Annotated in this window: 18 protein-coding genes and 1 pseudogene; 7 read left to right on the top strand and 12 right to left on the bottom strand. The window is 68.9% G+C overall.

Annotated elements, in window-relative coordinates; translation table 11 throughout:
• Positions 1-148: 148 nt before the first annotated feature.
• Positions 149-706, top strand: a complete 558-nt coding sequence (locus NQK81_RS15280; RefSeq protein WP_257488729.1) for a M23 family metallopeptidase — start codon at positions 149-151, stop codon at positions 704-706.
• Positions 707-709: 3 nt separating this feature from the next.
• Here the strand turns inward: NQK81_RS15280 and NQK81_RS15285 are convergent, their stop codons facing one another.
• Entirely contained in the window at positions 710-1,147 is a 438-nt protein-coding gene (locus NQK81_RS15285; RefSeq protein WP_257488730.1) for a hypothetical protein, read from the bottom strand.
• Between the two features lie 160 nt (positions 1,148-1,307).
• Between NQK81_RS15285 and NQK81_RS15290 the strand changes: the two genes are divergently transcribed.
• Complete coding sequence (locus NQK81_RS15290; protein WP_257488731.1) at positions 1,308-2,048, top strand: hypothetical protein; 741 nt, start codon at positions 1,308-1,310, stop codon at positions 2,046-2,048.
• 191 nt (positions 2,049-2,239) lie between these two features.
• Entirely contained in the window at positions 2,240-3,055 is an 816-nt protein-coding gene (locus NQK81_RS15295; RefSeq protein WP_257488732.1) for a hypothetical protein, read from the top strand.
• A 50-nt stretch (positions 3,056-3,105) separates the two neighbouring features.
• Here the strand turns inward: NQK81_RS15295 and NQK81_RS45410 are convergent.
• Positions 3,106-4,509: pseudogene (locus NQK81_RS45410) on the bottom strand (flavin monoamine oxidase family protein).
• 55 nt (positions 4,510-4,564) lie between these two features.
• Here NQK81_RS45410 and NQK81_RS15310 point away from each other — a divergent pair.
• Entirely contained in the window at positions 4,565-5,191 is a 627-nt protein-coding gene (locus tag NQK81_RS15310) for a TetR/AcrR family transcriptional regulator (protein WP_126737683.1), read from the top strand.
• Between the two features lie 52 nt (positions 5,192-5,243).
• Positions 5,244-6,230, top strand: coding sequence for a glycosyltransferase (locus tag NQK81_RS15315; protein WP_257488734.1), 987 nt, complete (start codon positions 5,244-5,246; stop codon positions 6,228-6,230).
• Positions 6,231-6,236: 6 nt separating this feature from the next.
• Here the strand turns inward: NQK81_RS15315 and NQK81_RS15320 are convergent, their stop codons facing one another.
• From NQK81_RS15320 to NQK81_RS15335, 4 genes are all read right to left on the bottom strand, one after another.
• Positions 6,237-6,647: a hypothetical protein gene (locus NQK81_RS15320; RefSeq protein WP_257488735.1), complete on the bottom strand. Its 411-nt coding sequence runs from the start codon at positions 6,645-6,647 to the stop codon at positions 6,237-6,239.
• Between the two features lie 78 nt (positions 6,648-6,725).
• Complete coding sequence (locus NQK81_RS15325) at positions 6,726-7,937, bottom strand: peptidoglycan-binding protein (RefSeq protein WP_257488736.1); 1,212 nt, start codon at positions 7,935-7,937, stop codon at positions 6,726-6,728.
• Positions 7,938-7,971: 34 nt separating this feature from the next.
• The gene (locus NQK81_RS15330; protein ID WP_257488737.1) at positions 7,972-8,286 is read right to left on the bottom strand and encodes a hypothetical protein; all 315 of its coding nucleotides are present in this window, start codon (positions 8,284-8,286) and stop codon (positions 7,972-7,974) included.
• A gap of 243 nt (positions 8,287-8,529) precedes the next feature.
• Positions 8,530-9,177, bottom strand: a complete 648-nt coding sequence (locus NQK81_RS15335) for a response regulator transcription factor (protein WP_126733848.1) — start codon at positions 9,175-9,177, stop codon at positions 8,530-8,532.
• An 88-nt stretch (positions 9,178-9,265) separates the two neighbouring features.
• On the opposite strand from NQK81_RS15335, the gene NQK81_RS15340 reads away from it, so the two are divergent.
• Positions 9,266-10,147 carry an oxidoreductase gene (locus NQK81_RS15340; RefSeq protein WP_257488738.1) on the top strand — a complete coding sequence of 294 codons (882 nt, stop codon included), beginning with the start codon at positions 9,266-9,268 and terminating at the stop codon, positions 10,145-10,147.
• 299 nt (positions 10,148-10,446) lie between these two features.
• On the opposite strand, the gene NQK81_RS15345 is transcribed toward NQK81_RS15340, so the two are convergent.
• Positions 10,447-11,013: a hypothetical protein gene (locus NQK81_RS15345; protein WP_257488739.1), complete on the bottom strand. Its 567-nt coding sequence runs from the start codon at positions 11,011-11,013 to the stop codon at positions 10,447-10,449.
• 28 nt (positions 11,014-11,041) lie between these two features.
• Between NQK81_RS15345 and NQK81_RS15350 the strand changes: the two genes are divergently transcribed.
• A complete protein-coding gene (locus NQK81_RS15350) occupies positions 11,042-11,443 on the top strand; it encodes a winged helix-turn-helix transcriptional regulator (protein WP_257488740.1) in 402 nt (133 codons plus the stop codon).
• Positions 11,444-11,582: 139 nt separating this feature from the next.
• On the opposite strand, the gene NQK81_RS15355 is transcribed toward NQK81_RS15350, so the two are convergent.
• The 5 genes from NQK81_RS15355 to dpgA form a co-directional block, all read right to left on the bottom strand.
• Complete coding sequence (locus tag NQK81_RS15355) at positions 11,583-12,665, bottom strand: 3-deoxy-7-phosphoheptulonate synthase (RefSeq protein ID WP_257488741.1); 1,083 nt, start codon at positions 12,663-12,665, stop codon at positions 11,583-11,585.
• Positions 12,666-12,836: 171 nt separating this feature from the next.
• Positions 12,837-13,634, bottom strand: a complete 798-nt coding sequence (dpgD, locus tag NQK81_RS15360) for an enoyl-CoA-hydratase DpgD (RefSeq protein WP_257488742.1) — start codon at positions 13,632-13,634, stop codon at positions 12,837-12,839.
• Positions 13,631-14,848 carry a (3,5-dihydroxyphenyl)acetyl-CoA 1,2-dioxygenase DpgC gene (gene dpgC, locus NQK81_RS15365; protein WP_257488743.1) on the bottom strand — a complete coding sequence of 406 codons (1,218 nt, stop codon included), beginning with the start codon at positions 14,846-14,848 and terminating at the stop codon, positions 13,631-13,633. Before dpgC ends, dpgD begins: the two co-directional genes overlap by 4 nt.
• Positions 14,845-15,507: an enoyl-CoA-hydratase DpgB gene (gene dpgB / locus NQK81_RS15370; RefSeq protein WP_257488744.1), complete on the bottom strand. Its 663-nt coding sequence runs from the start codon at positions 15,505-15,507 to the stop codon at positions 14,845-14,847. Before dpgB ends, dpgC begins: the two co-directional genes overlap by 4 nt.
• Positions 15,501-16,601 (bottom strand): 3,5-dihydroxyphenylacetyl-CoA synthase DpgA, encoded by a 1,101-nt coding sequence (gene dpgA / locus NQK81_RS15375; protein ID WP_126733854.1) that lies wholly within the window; start codon positions 16,599-16,601, stop codon positions 15,501-15,503. Before dpgA ends, dpgB begins: the two co-directional genes overlap by 7 nt.
• Between the last annotated feature and the right edge of the window lie 9 nt (positions 16,602-16,610).

A 16,610-nucleotide genomic window follows, 5' to 3' on the forward strand; every position in this document is an offset into this window, starting at 1 on the left:
GACCTGCTCGGCAGTCGACCTCTCGATAACCCTTTCGCCGCCTTCGCGCAAGCCCTGAACGCACCATTGTCCGAGCCGTGGCCTGCCTGTTTAGTCAGGGACACCCTGCCGACGACAGGGCCTTGATCACTCGGAAAGCGAGGACGCCATGGGCATCACCGGAAGGGCATTACCGCGCCGGCTCGGCACGATCGCGGCCGCCGTACTGATGGCGGCCGGTCTCTCGATCACCGGCTCGGGCACGGCTTCGGCCGCGAACTACTACTACGAACTGCCGTTCCCGGCGGGCGAGGCCTACACCGTCTCCCAGGGACCCGAAGGAACCTTCTCCCACACCGGCCCCTACAACGAATACGCCTGGGATTTCGCACTTCCGGCCAACTACGAGGTTTCCGCCGCGCAGGGCGGCCAGATCCTCGTCTCGGACTGGTCGCCGTACTGGCAGAACGGTATCGAGGTGATCATCCGGCACTCCAACGGCACTTGCACGCACTACGCGCACCTGAACCGGGCCCTTTACAACGCGGGTACCTGGGTCCCGCAGGGCCGGGTCGTCGGCTGGTCCGGCACCACCGGGGCGTCCACCGACTATCACCTGCACTACCAGGTCATCAACTGCTCCACCCGCGTCGGCATCTCCTCCACCCTCCAGGGCGGCGTCCCGCGCACCGGTTCCAGGCCCGTCAGCGTCAACACCAGGGCCTGACAGTCAGTCCGCCGTCTTCGTGATGGTGACGCGCGCCGTGCCGCTCTGTTCGTCCTGCACCAGGATCTTCAGACCGTTCCCCTCGTAGCGGACGATGGCGAGGTTCGCGTTGTGGGTGTCGGCATAACCGAGACCTGGCAACGACTCCGCGTAGAAACCCTTCGCGGTCTCGGTGTCCACGCCGGAGATCCGGAACGACACCGCGGTGTCGGTCGCCCGGGGACCGGACGCGGTACCACCCGGCGGCAACGGGAACTCGGGCGACGGCCAGCCCGCGGGCATCGGGTAAGCCGACGCCGAACCCGATGCCGCCGGGGTCCCGGTCGCCGGCTGGCTCGATCCCGCTGCCGCCGGGGCGGGCGGCAGCGGATCACCACCACAACCCCCGATGGCCAGGCACGCGACCAGTGCGAGCAGCGAAATCCCACGCTTTTTCGTCATATCGGGAAAACTACCTCACGGTCGACGGCGGCGAACTTGAGGCCATAACGGCGATTTCACCCGAAAGCGGGTACGGCGACCGTAATTCCCCGCATTTCATCGGTATTTCATCGGCGCTCATTAGCGTTCGGCGGGCAAACCCGACAGTGGGGAGAAACCGATGAAAAGAACCGGAGCACGTCTGCTCGCGACCGCCGTCCTGTCCGTCGTCACCCTGGCGGGCGCCATCGCCGGAGCAGGCGCGGCGCAGGCGGCGCCCGCACGGCCGGACGGACCGTGCGGGCCCGTCATGTTCGTCGTGCCGGGTTACCAGGACGGCGGAGCGCAGAAACTCCTGGACCGGGCGTTCGCGCCCGGCGGCGCCGACCCGGTGCGCATTCCGTATCCGAACGGCGCCGGGGACGTGAATCTGTACGCCGACGTCGACGCGGGGGTCGCCAATCTCCGGACGGCGCTTTACAACCTCTATGTCACCTATGGCTGCGACCTCGAAACGAAGGTCTACATCGTCGGTTTCAGTCTCGGCGCCCTCGTCGCGGGCACGGTGCTGGAAACCGAACCACCCGGACGGAACATCCAGGGCGTGCTGTTCGCGGACGGGCGGCGGCAGCCCGTCGAGTCGAACTGGCCGGGTGACCCCGGCGGGCTGGTCGGGCATCTGCCCGTTCCCGGCCCCGGCGGTGCCGGTTTCCGGCCGGTGGATTCCTTCCGGTACCCGACGCTCAGCCTGTGCAACGGGCCGAGGGCGGCCGGTGGCGCGGACCTGATCTGCTTCGGCGGCACCAATCTGGACAGCTATTTCAGCTCGCACCCGTATTACAGCTTCGAGGTGGGCAACGAGCTGAACATCCACGGTGAAGGCCCGTACCCGAACAACCTGCGCAACCGCGTCATCCCGTAACCGCCTTCGCGACCTCCCCGGCGGCCCATGCCGGGGAGGTTGCGTGGCAAACCGAGGTCGTGCCCTCGCGGACACGGCGGTCCGGACCTTCGGGCACCTCTGCGCCGCACGGGCCTTTCGAAGCAACCCCATTCCGCTTCCGGCGTCTTCCGGACAAAGCTTCGAACAACGGATGCGAGAGGGGCGCTGAAATGAAATTCACCGCGAAGAAGACGATCAAAACCGCCATTGTGGGCGGCGCGTTCGCCGCCACCGCACTCCTTTCCGCGTGCGGCGGGAACAATGTCGCGGGAAATGGTTCTCCGGTGAAGAACGCGGCCGTCGAACAGGCGCAGGCGGGTGGCGGCCAGGGGGCGGCCGCCGGAGGTTCCGGCGCCGAGTCGACCAACGGCGATGTCAACTGCAGCAAGCACGGTGGCCAGGTCGGCGCCCCAGGGCGGCCGCGAATGGATCTGATCGCGGTGGCCGCGACCGACGGCACCACACCGGGCTGCACCGAGGCGTACAACGTGATCACCGAGTATTACGCGAAACTGCCGCAGGCCGAAGGCCCCGGCGAACGAGTGCTCGACGTTCAGGGCAAATGGACCTGTGCCCGTCTGACGGAATCCGGCACCGAGGTGGTCTGCGGCGTGCCGAACAGCTCCCTGCAATTGGAGACGAGGCGCGCGGGCGGCGAACAGAACCGCAAATTCCCGAACACCACGCAGGATGTGCAGTTCACCGGATACGACGCCAATCTGCGAATGGTGCGCTTCCAGCTGATGGCCGACCAGTCCGGCGGCAAGACGTACCGGCTTCCGCTGCGGTCCGGCGCGGAGGTGTTCAGCGCGGCCACCCTGTGCCCCGGCGAATCGGTCACCGTCGACGACGAGGGCTACGGCGACCTGCCGTGCGGCAAGGACCAGCTGATCCAGCAGTTGCGTGACGGCAACCCGGTGCTCGCGCGGATCAGCGTGAACGGTGCGGACCAGATCACCACGGTCAAGGAGATCTACCGCCCCTGACACCGGGAAAACCGGCGGCCGGGACTTCACCCGGCCGCCGGTTTCGGCGTTCACCCCTCCAGGTGAGCGAGAACTTCGGCCGCGGCACGATGCCCGGAACGGACGGCGCCGTCCATGTAGCCGTTCCAGATGTCGGAGGTCTCCGCGCCCGCCCAATGGATTCGCCCGACCGGTTCGGCCAGGGCGGCGCCGTACTGGGTCCACACGCCCGCGCCGAGGCGGCCGCCGTAACAGCCCCGCGTGTACTCCTCCTCCATCCAGTTCTGTTCGGCGTAATCGATCGGTTCCGCCGCTTCCGGCCCGAACTGGTTCACCAGCGTGGCCACCGCGGCCTCGCGGCGTTCCCGGGGCGACAGACGGGCGGCATCGCGGGCGTGGGCGCCCTCGAAGAATCCGACGAGCACTCCGCAGGAGCCGTCCGGCGGCGAGTTGTCCAGGGTGACGCAGAGCGGGTCGTCCAGGTTGAACGCGAAGCCGTTGAGCCCTGCGTCGCGCCAGAACGGCGCCGGGTAGGCCACCTGCACCTTGATCACGCTGCCCATCGGGATCTGCTGGGTCAGCCCGTCGCGCGCCGCCGGGAGCGGCGGTTCGTAGTGCAGCCGTCCCGCCAGGGTGGGCGGGATCGCCACGATCACCCGCTGGGCGGCGATCCGCCCGCCGTCGTGGCGCACCTCGATCCCGTCCGCGTGGTGGGCGATACCGCGGACCGGCGCCCCGAGCGTGACGACGTCGCCCAGCCGTTCGGCGAGCCGCTAGGAGATCAGGTGGGTACCGCCCACGACGCGCAGCTCCTGCGCACCGCCGGTGGTGGCGACGAGGACGTCCAGCGACCCCGCGGATTTGACGTAGAACAGGAAGTGCAGCAACGACATCTCCGCCGGCTCCGCGGAGAACACCGCGGGGACGACGGCTCCCCAGAACGCGAGGGCCTCGGCGTCGCTCGTGGCGGCGCGAAGCCATTCGTCCAGGGTCTTGCGGTCCAGCTCCGCGGCTGACGTCCACGGCGAGGCGAGCGACACGGTGTCCGCCAACGCCTCGAGTTCGAACTTCATCCGGCCGACTTCGAGCAGCGCCTGGTCGGACAGCCCGAAGGTCACGTCGGTGTAGGTGGTGCGCCTGCCGTTGTAGACCGTCACCGCCGCCCCGTCGTCGTAGGTCGGAAACGTCTCGAGGCCGAGTTCGGCGACCAGCTTCAGGACCTCGGTCTGCGTCCGGCCGATCCACTGACCGCCCATCTCGACCGGGACCCCGTTGACCAGTTCGTGGCCGAGGTTGCGGCCTGCCACCCGGTCCCGCGCCTCCAGCACGGCGACCGTGCGGCCCGCGCCGGTCAGCTCGCGAGCGGCCGTCAACCCGGCGAGGCCCGCTCCGATCACCACGACATCGACAGTGCGCACGGCAGACTCCCCAATTTGTCGGTCGGTTGTCCGACTTAAAGTAGGACAGGCGTCCACCCCGCACAAGGGCCGATATGCGAAACTCGGACACGACCGACGAAGGAGAAGCCGGATGGCCTACGTGAAGGCGGCGGAACGCGAGGGGCAGATCGTCACCGCGGCGATCCGGGTGCTCAGCAGGATCGGCGTACCCGGGACCACGCTCCGCTCGGTGGCCGCCGAGGCGGGGATCTCGCTGGGCACCCTGCACTACGTCTTCCCCAGCAAGGACCAGCTGTTGCGCGCGGTCATCGGCACGGTCGTCGAGGACATCTCCGACGCGCTGCGCAGCGGCCTCGACCCGGACAGGGGCTTCGAGCACGCGCTCCGGACGGGCATGACGACGTTCTGGGACAAACTCGTCGAGGGCGACGTCGGCTTGCAGATCATGCAGTACGAGCTCTCCAGCTACTCGCTCCGGAGCGAGGCGCCAGACCTCGCCCGATCCCAGTACGAGGCCTACATCTCGCTCGTGACCAGGCTTTGCGAACAGGCCGCCATCGCCGCCGGCGAACGTTGCGCCGTCGGATTCGACACGCTGGGACGGCTCGCGCTGGCCTCGGTCGACGGCCTGATCCTGCAGTACGTGGCCAATCCGGACCCCGTGCGCGCCCACGGCGACCTCGAACGAGCGCTGGACATGATCGTGCTGCTGGCGGATCCGCAGCCCGTCGCGGCGCGCCCCAGGAATCCGCGCTAGCATTCAGATGGCGTCAACATCTGGGTTGAACATCTGAATGAAACTGGTGCGCATGCGGATCCTCTTCGCCAGCCTCGCCTCGGTCGGTCATACGTATCCGCTGATCCCGCTCGCGATCGCCGCCAGGGACGCAGGGCACGAGGTGCATTTCGCCGCCGGAGAGAACGTCCACCCGCCGCTGCTGAAGAACGGTCTCAGGCCCTTTCGCCCGACGGACGCGTTCTACGAGATCTACGCCGAGGATGTCGAAGCGGATCTAGCCCGGCTACGGCCCGACCTCGTCGTGCACGAATGGGGGCAGCCCGGGGTGGCCATCGCCGCCGAGCGCGCCGGGATCCCCGGTCTCTGGCACGGATTCGGCCGCATGTTCCCCGACGGGATCGGGCTCGAACCGCCGACGAGGCCCGACCGGCCGCATCTCGACATCTGCCCACAGTCCTTGCAGGACAAGAACTTCCTCGCGACGGCCGAACGCGTCGCGCTGCGTCCCGTGCCCTATTCCGAACCGGCGACACCACCGTGGCGCGTCGAAAAGTCCGCTCGCCCGCTGATCTATCTGACGCTCGGCACCGCCTTCGGCACGCCGGAACTCCTCGGCACAGTGATCCGCGGGCTGGCTCCGCTCGGCGCGGACGTGGTGGTCGCCTCAGGCCGGGTCCGCCCGGAGGAACTCGGCGCCGTGCCGGGCAACGTGACGGTGCGGGAGTGGATCCCGCAAGCCGAGCTGCTGCCGCACGCCGACGTGGTCGTGCACCACGGCGGCAGCGGGACGACACTCGGCGCGCTCTCCGCCGGCGTCCCGCAACTGGTCCTCCCGCAGGGGGCCGACCAGTTCGCCAACGCCGAAGCCCTGTGCGCGGCAGGTGCCGCGCTGAGTCTTCACCCCGGCGAACCGAGCGCGGAAGCCGTCGCCGCACACGTCGGGAACCTGCTGGGGCGGAACGACCATCGCGACGCGGCCAGGGCGATCGCCGGGGAGATCGCCCGGATGCCCTCCCCCGGCGAAATCGCCCGCGCCCTGCCGGACTGGGTCTCGTAAAGCGGCTCAGAAGCCGAAGAGCTCCTGCGGCACCTCGTGCTCGTCCGGCCACGTCAGCCAGGCGACGTCGGTCGGGCCGATGGCGCAGTTGGCCACCCGCCAGGACCGCGGGTCGTCGTCGACGCCCGTCTCGCTCCTCTTCTTGAGCAGGGCGACGTAGACGTCGGACATGACGCCGTCGGCCCGCTTGTTCTCGTAGATGGTGCCTGCGTAGTACGAGCGACCGGGTTCAGTGCCGCGCATCGTCCCCTGCAGGAACACCCAGGGGCCGAGCCGGTCGAGCTGTTCCACGGCGACCTGGACCCGATCACCGAATTCCTGGTCGAGCCGGGCGGTGGCGGCCTGGAGTACCGCCTCCCGGACCGGGTCGCCGGGGTTCAGCGACACCGGGACGGGTCGTGCGGACGGGGTGTACATCGAGCTACCTCCCACTGGCGGGCGGCGACGCGAGCGAACGCGTCAGCCTGCCCGGTGCTGCTCTGGCGGTCTGTCGGATCAGGTCGGCGGGGTGAGGATCTTCACGAGGCCGCCACCGCCGCCCATGCTGATCCTCTGCGAACCGTCGGGGTTGACGTTGTTCGAGCCGATGAACTGGCCATCGCCCGCGTACAACACGACGTGCCCGCCGTTGTTCGAGATCACCACGTCGCCGGGTTTCGCTTCGGAGAGCGGCACCGACTTCCAGCCGTCCGCTTCGAGGTTGGCCGTCAGGCCCGCGACCGAGGCACTGGCCTGCCCCTTGTCGATCAGGCCCGCCGCCTCGAGACAGCCGGAGACGAAGTTCGCGCAGTTGACGTTGTTCGGCACCCACGACTGCATGGCGGGCAGCTCGCCGCTGCCCTTGAGGTCGCCGGCGTTGCGGCCGAGGAACTGCTCGGCGATCTTCGCCGGGTTGTCGCCCCGGGCGTCGATCGGCTTCGCGGGCCTGCCGTCGCCCGGCACCCCGGCGGGGCCGCCACCGCCACCGCCGCCGCCTCCACCACCGCCGCCGTCTCCCCCGCCGTAGCTGGGTGTGCTGCTGAGGTTGGAGTTGACCGGCTTCGCGTTGACGCTCGACGCCGTGGTCTGGCCGTCGTCGGCGGGGATGAGCTCGATGAAACCGCCCTCGATCTCCAGGCCGAGCGGCTTGAGGAGATCGTCGATCTGCTTCTCGGCGTCGTCGAGCGCCTTCTCGATCTCGTCCTTCTTGCTGTTCGAGTCTTTTTCGTTGAGCTGCCGGAGCCGCTCGATGTCCGACGCGGCGGCGGCGATCTCGTTGTCGTCCTCGGAGCTGTTCTTCCGGCGGCGAGCCGAGTCGATCAGCTTGCGGTTGTCCGCGTCCTTGTCGTTGGCTTCCTGGGCGAGCTGTGCGACCTTCTTCTTGACCTCGTCGAGGATCTCGGACACCCGCTGGAGGATGTTCTTGGCCGCCTCGGCCTTGTCGCTCACCTTGTAGCTGGCCTTGCCGAGCTTTTCGAGGTGGTCGGCGACGGCGTCGGCGTCCTTGCCCTCCCAGTGGCGCAGGACGTCGTCGCGGAAGACCTTGAGATCGTCTCCGAGGTCGTTGGCCCTGGTGGCGGCTCCGCCGACCTTCCTGGCCTGGTCGTTGACCGCGCCCGAGTTGAGCTTCTGCGTCTGCTGGGCGTGTTTGTCGATGGCGTCCAGCGACTTCGGGCGGTCGTGCGACGGGTCGTCGAGCGTGCTCGGATTCCGCTCCGCGGTGGTCATCGGTAAATCCCCCTGATTCCCGTCTTCAGTCCGATCAGTCCCGCTCGCGACCGTTGCCGCGGAGGGTGTCGACACCCGCGGCTTCGTCGTTCCGCATCCGCTGCGCGGCGTTGGCCAGCGCGTTCGACGCGGCGTCGACGAGCTTCGCGGCGGCCGCCAGTTCGGCGTTCACGCCGCGGTGGAAACCCTTCATCGTGGTCCCCGTGCTGGCCGCGTTCTTCAGGTCGCCGAACGCGCCTCCGGGATCGCCGTCGCCCAGGTCCTTGCCCGTGCCGGTGAAGCCGTCCTTGAGCCCGCCGACCTTCTTGGCCAGTGCGGCGATCTGCTCTGGATCGAATCGGCGAGTCATGAATGATCCCTCCAGTCCGGCGCCTGCGCGCGTGCTTGCCTGACCCACGATGTCTACCCGCGCACCCTATGAGTTCACACCCACGTGTGCGCGCCGTTTCCCGAAACGCGTCGACGCCGTTCGTGTACATCGACGCATCCGGCGGCGCGTTGGTTCCCGGAAGATTTCACCGGCTTCCTCGGCGCAGAGATCTTACCCTCCCGGCACCTGCCTCCAGCAGCCGAAGCTCACCCGGTCGGGCGTCTAGACCAAGCCCAGCTCGCGCGCCCGGACGCCGGCCTGGAATCGGGACTCGGCACCGAGTGCGGCCATCAGCTCGGCCACCCGGCGCCGGTAGGTCCGCACGCCGAGGCCGAGGCTCCGGGCGGCGGCTTCGTCCTTGACGCCGCTGCCGAGCAGGTCCAGCACCGCGGGCGCGAGCCGCCGGATCTCGGACACCCGCGCGTCGAAGACGGCGAGATCGGTCGCGGCTCGCCAGGTCGCCTCGAACAGCGACATCACGCCCTGCACGGTTTCGGGCTGGGTGATGACGCTGTAGCCGCGCTGCCCGGCGACGAGATCCCCCGCCAGGATGACGAGCCTGCCGTCCATCACGATCGTCTCGTTGACGTCCTCGGTGGAAATGCGGACCTGGGCTCCATGCCGGTCGCGGACCCTCGCGAGCTCCTGCGCGGCTCCCGGGTCGAGCAGCAGACCGGCCCGGTAGATCTTGCGGATCCGGACCTCGCCCGCCCGGCGCTCGGCGATCTCGCCCGCTCCGTGGGCGGCGACCCAGGTCGCGAGGTCGTTGGCCGCGCACGCCATGTCGGTCACGGTCGAGAACAGGTGCCCGACCCGGCGGAACAGCTCTTCCTCGCCGCGTACGACCGTGACCGCATCACTCGTCCGCATGACATCGATACTGCCTCAACCGCGCGACCCGGTGGCAGGTTGTTGCCATTTTCTGACTACGGAAGGCCTCGTCACGACGCTGGTGGTCATGACGAACTTTCACGAAACCTGGCGGCTCGGGGACCTCACCGTCAACCGGATCGGCCTCGGCGCGATGCGGCTGACCGGGATGCCGTGGGACGAGAAGCCCAAGAGCCGCGAAAGCGCGATCGCCGTCCTGCGCCGCGCGATCGAACTCGGCGTCGACCACATCGACACCGCTTCGTTCTACTTCACGCCTACGCGCTCGGCGAACGAACTGATCGCCACTGCGCTCCAGCCCTACCCCGAAGGCCTCGTGATCACCACGAAGGTCGGCGCGGGCCGCGACCGCGACGGCGAATTCTCCTTCGCACGCCCGGATCAGCTCCGCGGCCAGGTCGAAGAGAACATCCGGCAACTCGGCCTCGACCACCTCGACGTCGTCAATCTGCGCTGGGGGGCCGCGATGGGCAAGGAGCCGGGCTCAGTGGCGGAACATTTCGGCGCGCTGGCGGAATTGCGCGAGGCCGGCTTGATCCGCCATCTGGGTGTCTCCAACGTCGTGGCGGACCAGCTGACCGAGGCCCTGACGATCGCTCCGGTGGTCTGCGTGCAGAACCGCTACGGCCTGGCCGACCGGGAGGACGACGCGCTGCTCGACCTCTGCGGCGAACACGGCATCGCGTTCGTGCCGTTCTTCGCCGTCACCACTTCGCTTCCCGGCGTCGCCGCGCCCGACGCCGTTCCAGGGCAGGCCGAGGTCGCGAAGGTCGCCGCGGCGCACGACGCGACCCCGGCGCAGATCCGGCTCGCCTGGACCCTGCACCGAGGCGCGCACGTGCTCGCCATCCCTGGGACTGGCGACCCCCGGCATCTGGAGGAGAACGTCGCGGCGGGCGGCATCCGGTTGAGCGAGGAGGAGCTGGCATTGCTCGACGGTGTCGGCTAGCGACTGCTGTCGGTCAGGCTCCGGTCCCGTTCTGGAGGTGTGTCGCGAAAGCCACTTTCGGGACGTCTGATGTCCCGAAAGTGGCTTTCGCGACACGGCCAAGGCCGGCACCCAGCAAGACCCCGGCGAGCAAGAACCACCGGTACAGAACGGGTTTGTACGTGGACGACGACCGTATTCTCCCGAGCGTCGTCCGTCCGATCACGACCCCCTGGTGCGGATCGGCAGCGAAAGTTCCCTTCGCACTCACGCCTTTGCCTTGCCCCTGACCGACCAGCCTCAGCTGTCCACAAAGCGCCTCAGCGGCGGATCCGGTGATCCACGGCGACCCAGTTCGTCTCCCAGGTCGTCCCGCCATCGGCAGAGAACGCCTGCTCGAAACGCGCCTCGTCCGGGCCGTGCCGGAAGACGAGGAAACGCACCTTGATCGGACGTCCGCCGAGCTGGTCGTCGCCGTGGAACTCACCGACACCGTCGCGGAACCCGCCGTAGACCGAGGGGGTGAGCAGGCCGTCCCGCATGTTGACGAAGGTCAGGCTCCACCGGCCCGCCTGCGGTTCGTACAGCCGCAGGTTGAGCGCGTCAATGCGCCCGTCGGGACCCGAGACCTCGAATTCGAGGGCGTTCGCCCGCCGGTCCATGAGCGGGCGGACGGTGCTGGTGCCCGCGAACTGGAGCCACTGGTCCGCGGATTCCGAAAGCGGCTCGGCGAGCACCCGCACCGTGGAACGCCAGGTGCCGATCTCCCAGTCGAAAGCCCGCTGGGGATCGGTGCCCGACGTCGACGCGGCGCCCGACGCCGCCGAGGCGATCAGCATCAGGGCCGAAAGGCCCACCGTCAGGATTCGTTTGTATGGCACGGTCATGGTCCGACTATCCGAGCGGAGGACGACCATGGACAAGAAGGCACCTGCGGGTAACCTTCCGCGTCCCAACCCGCTGCCCGGCTGTCCGATGGCCGCGGCGTTCGCCGCGATCGGCGGGAAATGGAAGCTGACCCTGTTGTACTGGCTCGCTCACGGGGAGACCCATTTCGCCGGCCTCCGCCGCCGGGGCGCCCCCATCACCCCCAAGGTCCTGGCCGAGCAGTTGCGCGAACTCGAGGCCGACGGACTCGTCGAACGCGTGGCGACCGGGCCGGTCCCGGCGCGCGTCATCTACCGGCTCACTGCTTACGGGGTCACGGTCCTGCCCGTGGTCGAGGGCGTCCGCGTCTGGGGCGAGGCGCATCTCGAACGCACCCGGGGCGACGCCGCGCCGAACACCGCGATGGGCTGCGCCGAGTCGATCGGATAGCGCACACGCGTGACCAGACGGACGCCTCACGTGATCAGACGGACGACACGCGTGATCAGACGCGCATCTCGCGTGATCAGACGCGCATCTCGCGTGATTGGAGACGTAACTCGCGTGATTGGGGGCGTAACTCGCGTGGTCAGAGGGCGCGCACGCCGGAGCGGCGGGCGGAGGTCGCGGCGGCGAGGGTCCGCAGGACCTCCTGGGTGGCGGCGAGGTCGATGCAGGCGTCCGTGATGGACTGGCCGTAGGTAAGCGGGCGGTCGGGGTGGAGGTCCTGGCGGCCCGCCTTCAGGTTGGATTCGAGCATGACGCCGACGATGCCGCGCTGACCGTTCTTGATCTGTTCGGCGATCTGGCCGGCGACGACGGCCTGGCGCAGATGGTCCTTGCGGCTGTTGTCGTGGCTGGCGTCGATCACCACCCGCCGCGGCAGCCCCGCGTTCTGCAGGGTGGTCAGCGCCGCGCGGACGGACGCCGGGTTGTGGTTGGGCGCGCTGTTGCCGCCGCGCAGCACGAGATGACAGTCCGGATTGCCGACCGTGTGCAGGATCGCGGGCAGGCCGCTGGGATCGACGCCGGGGACGACGTGGCGCGCTTCGGCGGCACGGATGGCGTCGACGGCGACGGTGACATCGCCGTCGCGGCGGTTCTTGAAACCGACCGGCATGGACAGCCCGCTGGCCAGCATGCGGTGGTTCTGGCTTTCCACCGTGCGGGCGCCGATCGCGCCCCACGAGACGGTGTCGGCGAGGTACGCCGGGATGGTGGTGTCCAGCCATTCGCACGCGGCGGGCAGTCCGCCCTCGGCGAGTTCGAGGAGCAGGTCCCTGGCGATGCGCAGGCCGCGGTTGACGTCGCCGGTGCCGTCGAGGTGCGGGTCGTTGATGAGCCCCTTCCAGCCGCCGACCGTGCGGGGCTTCTCGAAGTACACGCGCATGACGACCAGGAGATCGTCGGCGAACCGGCCGGCGAGGGCGGCGAGGCGGTCGGCGTATTCGAGCGCCGCCGCGGGATCGTGGATGGAACAGGGCCCGGCGATCACGAGCAGCCGGTCGTCCGTGCCGTCGAGGACGCGCAGGACGTTTTCCCTGCCCTGGCGCACGGTGTCGGCCGCGTTGGCGCCGAGCGGCAGTTCATGGTGCAGCAGGGCGGGCGTGACCAGCGGGACCATCCGGTCGATGCGCTGGTTGTCGAGTTCGACCGTGGCGAGCGTTGTCATCACAGATATCCAGGATTTCTGCCGGCACCGGGCGAAGGGAAAGCCGGGATTTCCGGCCCGGCCGGCGGTCTCGGGTGAACGAAGAAACAAACCCGGCGTTGTTCGAGCGAGAAAGTCTCTTACCCGGAATCTTCCACCATTCGCCACACGGAACAACGGTCCAACCCGAATTCAGCGACCGGTCCAGACCGGATCCCGTTTCTCGGCGAACGCACGGGGTCCTTCGCTCGCGTCCACACTGGTCCGTCGCCGTTCTTCCCACGGATACGAGGTTTTGAACGCCTCTTCGAGCGGGAGGTCGAGCGAGCGCAGCGCGGCCTCCTTGATCGCGCGGACCGAAAGCGGGGCCGCGCGCACCAGATCGTCCGTCCATTCGGCGACGCGCCGGTCCAATTCGGCGAACGGCACGACTTCGTTGACCAGTCCGTGCTGGAGTGCCGTCGCCGCGTCCATTCTCCGGCCGGTCAGCAGATATCCCATCGCCACCTTCAGCGGCAGCTGCCGCGGCAGCCGGAACACCCCGCCCGCCCCGGCGATCAGGCCGAGCCGGACCTCCGGCAACGCGAAGACCGCCTCGTCGGAGGCGACGACGATGTCGCACGCGAGCGCCAGTTCGAAACCGCCGCCCAGTGCGTAGCCGTGCACCCGGCCGATCACCGGTTTGGACAGGGTGAACCGGTCGGTCAGCCGGGGATGGCCCGGCTGACCGCTGCTGCCGAACGTCGACGCCTCGACGCCCTCCTCGGTCAGCCGCGCGCGTTCCTTGAGGTCCTGCCCGACCGAGAACGCGCGATCCCCCGCGCCGGTCAGGACCACCACCCGGACGTCGTCGTCGGCTTCGACGTCGTCCCAGATCCCGGCGAGTTCCGCGTGCATCCGCCGGTTCATCGCGTTCAGCGCTTCGGGCCGGTCCATCGTCACGTACGCGACGTGGTCCTTCTTCTCGTACCGCACCGGTCCTTCGCTCATCGCGAGCCCACCGCGAAACCGTCCACCTTGCCGATCACGTCCGCGCCGTAGATGCGCAAAGCCTGCTGCAGCGCGAATTCCGCGATGTACCGGCGGAATTCTTCAGGCGGTTCCTCGGCGAGGTTCAGCATGCGCCGGTTCGCGACCACGGCTTCCCCGTCGAGCCGGACGAGCGCGCCGTCGATCGCCGCGTCCAGCTCCTCCGGCGCGACGACCTCGTCGACGATCGACCGCGCGTCCGGCTCGTCCGCTCGCAGCTTGCGGCCACCGAGGATCACCTGCCGGGCCACACGGGGTCCGGCGATCCGCGAAAGCCGGAAGTTCGAGACCCCGGGGATGATCCCCTCCTTCGCCGCCGGGAGGCTGAGGTACGCGTCGGACGCCGCCAGCACGTGGTCGAAGACCAGCAGCAGCTGGGTCCCGCCGCCGATGGCGAAGGAATCGACGGCCGCCATCCACGGCTTGTCGGTGAACCTGGAATGCCAGGAATCGTCCGTCAGCAGACCGCGGAAGATCTTCTGGATATAGCCCGTTTCGCGCCGCAGCAGGAAATCGACGAGCGGGATCTCGCCGGCGCTGAGCTTCTTGAGGTTGATCCCCGCGCAGAACACGCGGCGCCCCAGATAGCGGGGATGGCTCATCACCCCGCCCCGCACCAGTCCCATCCGGACGGACGGATCGAGCAGCGTCAGATCGACGGCCGTCTCCATGTCGTCGACCTGCTGGGCGTCCTCGGCGTTCAGGCAGTCGTCGCGGCACAGGGTCAGGTGCGCGACGCCGTCACGGCGTTCCAGCCGGACGGCCTCCATCTCCACCACACCGGTCTCGAGGAACTCGGGCAGCAGCCGCTGCGCCCTGGCGGTGGGCCGGAGCATGGCGTCGAGCAGATGCGGACCGGCCTTCGGCGCGCGCAGGATCCCGCGCAGGAAGATGCCCTGGTCGATCTCGCGCCCTTCCTTCTCCGCCTGCGGACGCGACCGCTCGGCCGCCATTTGCTGCTCCGACGGCACCAGACCGGGGAAGGCGAGCGCGGCGGCGCGGACGAGTTCGTCGAGGCGCAGATACCGCGTCCGGCCGTCGGTCAGTTCGTCGTAGATCTCTTCGGCGTGCGCCTCGACGAAGGCGGTGCGCGCCGCCCGGATCTCGTCGTCGACCCGGTGGGCCTCGCCCGCCAGGGCCCGGAGATCGAGCCCTGGCGCACTGTCCGTCGTCACGACTTGGCTTCCCGCCGCAGGGCCCGGTCCGCCGCGGCCAAATGGGAACCGAGTGCCTCCTCGAAGGCGGTCGAGCCCGCCTCGAAGATCAGCTGGCGCCGGATCGCCAGCTCGGCGCCATCCACCGCGGACTCCACTGTGGACAGTGTGGCGGCCGGGTCGGCGGACACCTCGTCGATCAGGTCGAGGGCGAGCGCCCGGTCCGTCCCGATCGGGGTGCCGAGCAGCACCGCCCGCCGGATGCCCGCCGCGCCGGCCTGTTTGGTGAGCCGGTACACGGTCATCCCCGGCCAGGTGCCGCCACCCGCCAAGGCGAGCCGCAACGTGGTACCCGGCTCGGCGATCCGGACGTCGGCGGCGAGCAGGAGATCCAGTGCCATCCCGGCGCATTCGCCCGACGCCACCACGGCTGTGAGCCTGCCGAGGCGTTCGAACCGGCGCACGGCCCGCTCCCATTTGGACACCAGGCCGACCGCGAGTCCCTTCGCCCAGCCGTCCGGCGGGGCACCCGTGACGTGGATGGTCACCGGCCCCGGCTCACGCTGGTCCTCGGCACGATCGCAGAGCGCCGCGATCTCCTCGACGGCCGCGGCGGACAGCGGACGGGAGCCGTCGAAACGCAGCACCAGGTCGCCATTGTTCTCGTTACGCGTCACCATTGAATAAGCGCCATTTCGATTGTGGAGCCAGGCCCCATGGTCATGAGCACGCCGTAGTCCCCCGGGCGGGCGACGTCTTCGTCGGCGAGCCGCTCGTAGGAGAAGAGGAAGGAGCCGCTGGAGAGGTTCCCGTAGTCGCGGAGAACCCCGGTGGTGTGGCGGACGTCGTACCGGCTCAGGCCGAGGTTGACGACGACCGCGTCGATCACCTTCTTCCCGCCGGAATGCACCAGCCAGTGGCCGATGTCGCTGCGGCGCAGACCCGTCCCGGACAGGAGCCGGTCGATGACGATTTCGGCGTGCGCCCCGACCACGTAGGGAATCTGCGGGTCGAGGAAGAAACTGAACCGGTCCTGGTCACGGTCCCAGTCGTAGCGCATCGCGTCGACCGCGTCGGTGATGATGTAGCTGGCGAATTTCAGGACGCGCGGACCCGGCACGCGCCCGTCTCCGGAAACGAGCGCGAGCGCCGCGGATCCGTCGCCGAAAAGACTGTTGACCACCGCGGTCCGCATCGTGCCGTCCAGGGCGTAGGCGGCGGAGCACGCCTCGCTGCACAGGACGACGCCGAGTTCGCCAGGGTGCGCCGCGGACCAGCCCGCGACCACGTTGAGCGCGTTGAGACCGGCGTTGCAGCCCATGCCCACGATGTCCGACCGGCTGCAGTGCGGGTCGATGCCCAGCTCGCGGATGATCAGCGCGCTGAGGCCGGGGGTGAGGAATCCGGTCGAGGTGACACAGCACAGGTGACGCAGATCCGAAAGCGTCGCGCCCGCCGACTTCAGGCAGGCTTCGAGCGCGCGGCAGCCCATGTCGACGGCGATCTTCTTGTGCTTGTCGAGCAGATCGCCCTGCGGTTCGGCCGCGCGGGCGCCGCCGCGCTCTTCCGGCGGCAGGGTGAGGAAACGCCGCTCGATGGCGCTGTTCAGGAAGACCGAGCGGATCTTCGGGTCTTCGATGCCGAGGATTTCGAGAAGTTCGGCCTGCGAGTAGGACGCCGAGGAGACCGCGGTCCCCACGCCGGCGAACCGGGTGATCTCGGTGAGTCCGGTGAGGACGGAAAGGTCTTCGGCCGGTTCGATGATGGTAGTCATCGGTACATC

The sequence above is a fragment of the Amycolatopsis roodepoortensis genome (assembly GCF_024628825.1).
In the GTDB taxonomy this organism is placed as follows: Bacteria; Actinomycetota; Actinomycetes; order Mycobacteriales; family Pseudonocardiaceae; genus Amycolatopsis; species Amycolatopsis roodepoortensis.

Excerpts from the sequence above, each read along its gene's own strand:
- NQK81_RS15355 (WP_257488741.1), bottom strand. The coding sequence starts at position 12,665 with ATGACAACGCTCGCCACGGTCGAACTCGACAACCAGCGCATCGACCGG.
- NQK81_RS15330 (WP_257488737.1), bottom strand. The coding sequence starts at position 8,286 with ATGACTCGCCGATTCGATCCAGAGCAGATCGCCGCACTGGCCAAGAAG.
- NQK81_RS15310 (WP_126737683.1), top strand. The coding sequence starts at position 4,565 with ATGGCCTACGTGAAGGCGGCGGAACGCGAGGGGCAGATCGTCACCGCG.
- dpgD (WP_257488742.1), bottom strand. The coding sequence starts at position 13,634 with ATGAGCGAAGGACCGGTGCGGTACGAGAAGAAGGACCACGTCGCGTAC.
- NQK81_RS15285 (WP_257488730.1), bottom strand. The coding sequence starts at position 1,147 with ATGACGAAAAAGCGTGGGATTTCGCTGCTCGCACTGGTCGCGTGCCTG.
- NQK81_RS15340 (WP_257488738.1), top strand. The coding sequence starts at position 9,266 with ATGACGAACTTTCACGAAACCTGGCGGCTCGGGGACCTCACCGTCAAC.
- NQK81_RS15320 (WP_257488735.1), bottom strand. The coding sequence starts at position 6,647 with ATGTACACCCCGTCCGCACGACCCGTCCCGGTGTCGCTGAACCCCGGC.
- NQK81_RS15290 (WP_257488731.1), top strand. The coding sequence starts at position 1,308 with ATGAAAAGAACCGGAGCACGTCTGCTCGCGACCGCCGTCCTGTCCGTC.
- NQK81_RS15325 (WP_257488736.1), bottom strand. The coding sequence starts at position 7,937 with ATGACCACCGCGGAGCGGAATCCGAGCACGCTCGACGACCCGTCGCAC.
- NQK81_RS15345 (WP_257488739.1), bottom strand. The coding sequence starts at position 11,013 with ATGACCGTGCCATACAAACGAATCCTGACGGTGGGCCTTTCGGCCCTG.
- dpgB (WP_257488744.1), bottom strand. The coding sequence starts at position 15,507 with ATGGTGACGCGTAACGAGAACAATGGCGACCTGGTGCTGCGTTTCGAC.
- dpgA (WP_126733854.1), bottom strand. The coding sequence starts at position 16,601 with ATGACTACCATCATCGAACCGGCCGAAGACCTTTCCGTCCTCACCGGA.
- NQK81_RS15335 (WP_126733848.1), bottom strand. The coding sequence starts at position 9,177 with ATGCGGACGAGTGATGCGGTCACGGTCGTACGCGGCGAGGAAGAGCTG.
- NQK81_RS15315 (WP_257488734.1), top strand. The coding sequence starts at position 5,244 with ATGCGGATCCTCTTCGCCAGCCTCGCCTCGGTCGGTCATACGTATCCG.
- NQK81_RS15350 (WP_257488740.1), top strand. The coding sequence starts at position 11,042 with ATGGACAAGAAGGCACCTGCGGGTAACCTTCCGCGTCCCAACCCGCTG.
- NQK81_RS15280 (WP_257488729.1), top strand. The coding sequence starts at position 149 with ATGGGCATCACCGGAAGGGCATTACCGCGCCGGCTCGGCACGATCGCG.
- NQK81_RS15295 (WP_257488732.1), top strand. The coding sequence starts at position 2,240 with ATGAAATTCACCGCGAAGAAGACGATCAAAACCGCCATTGTGGGCGGC.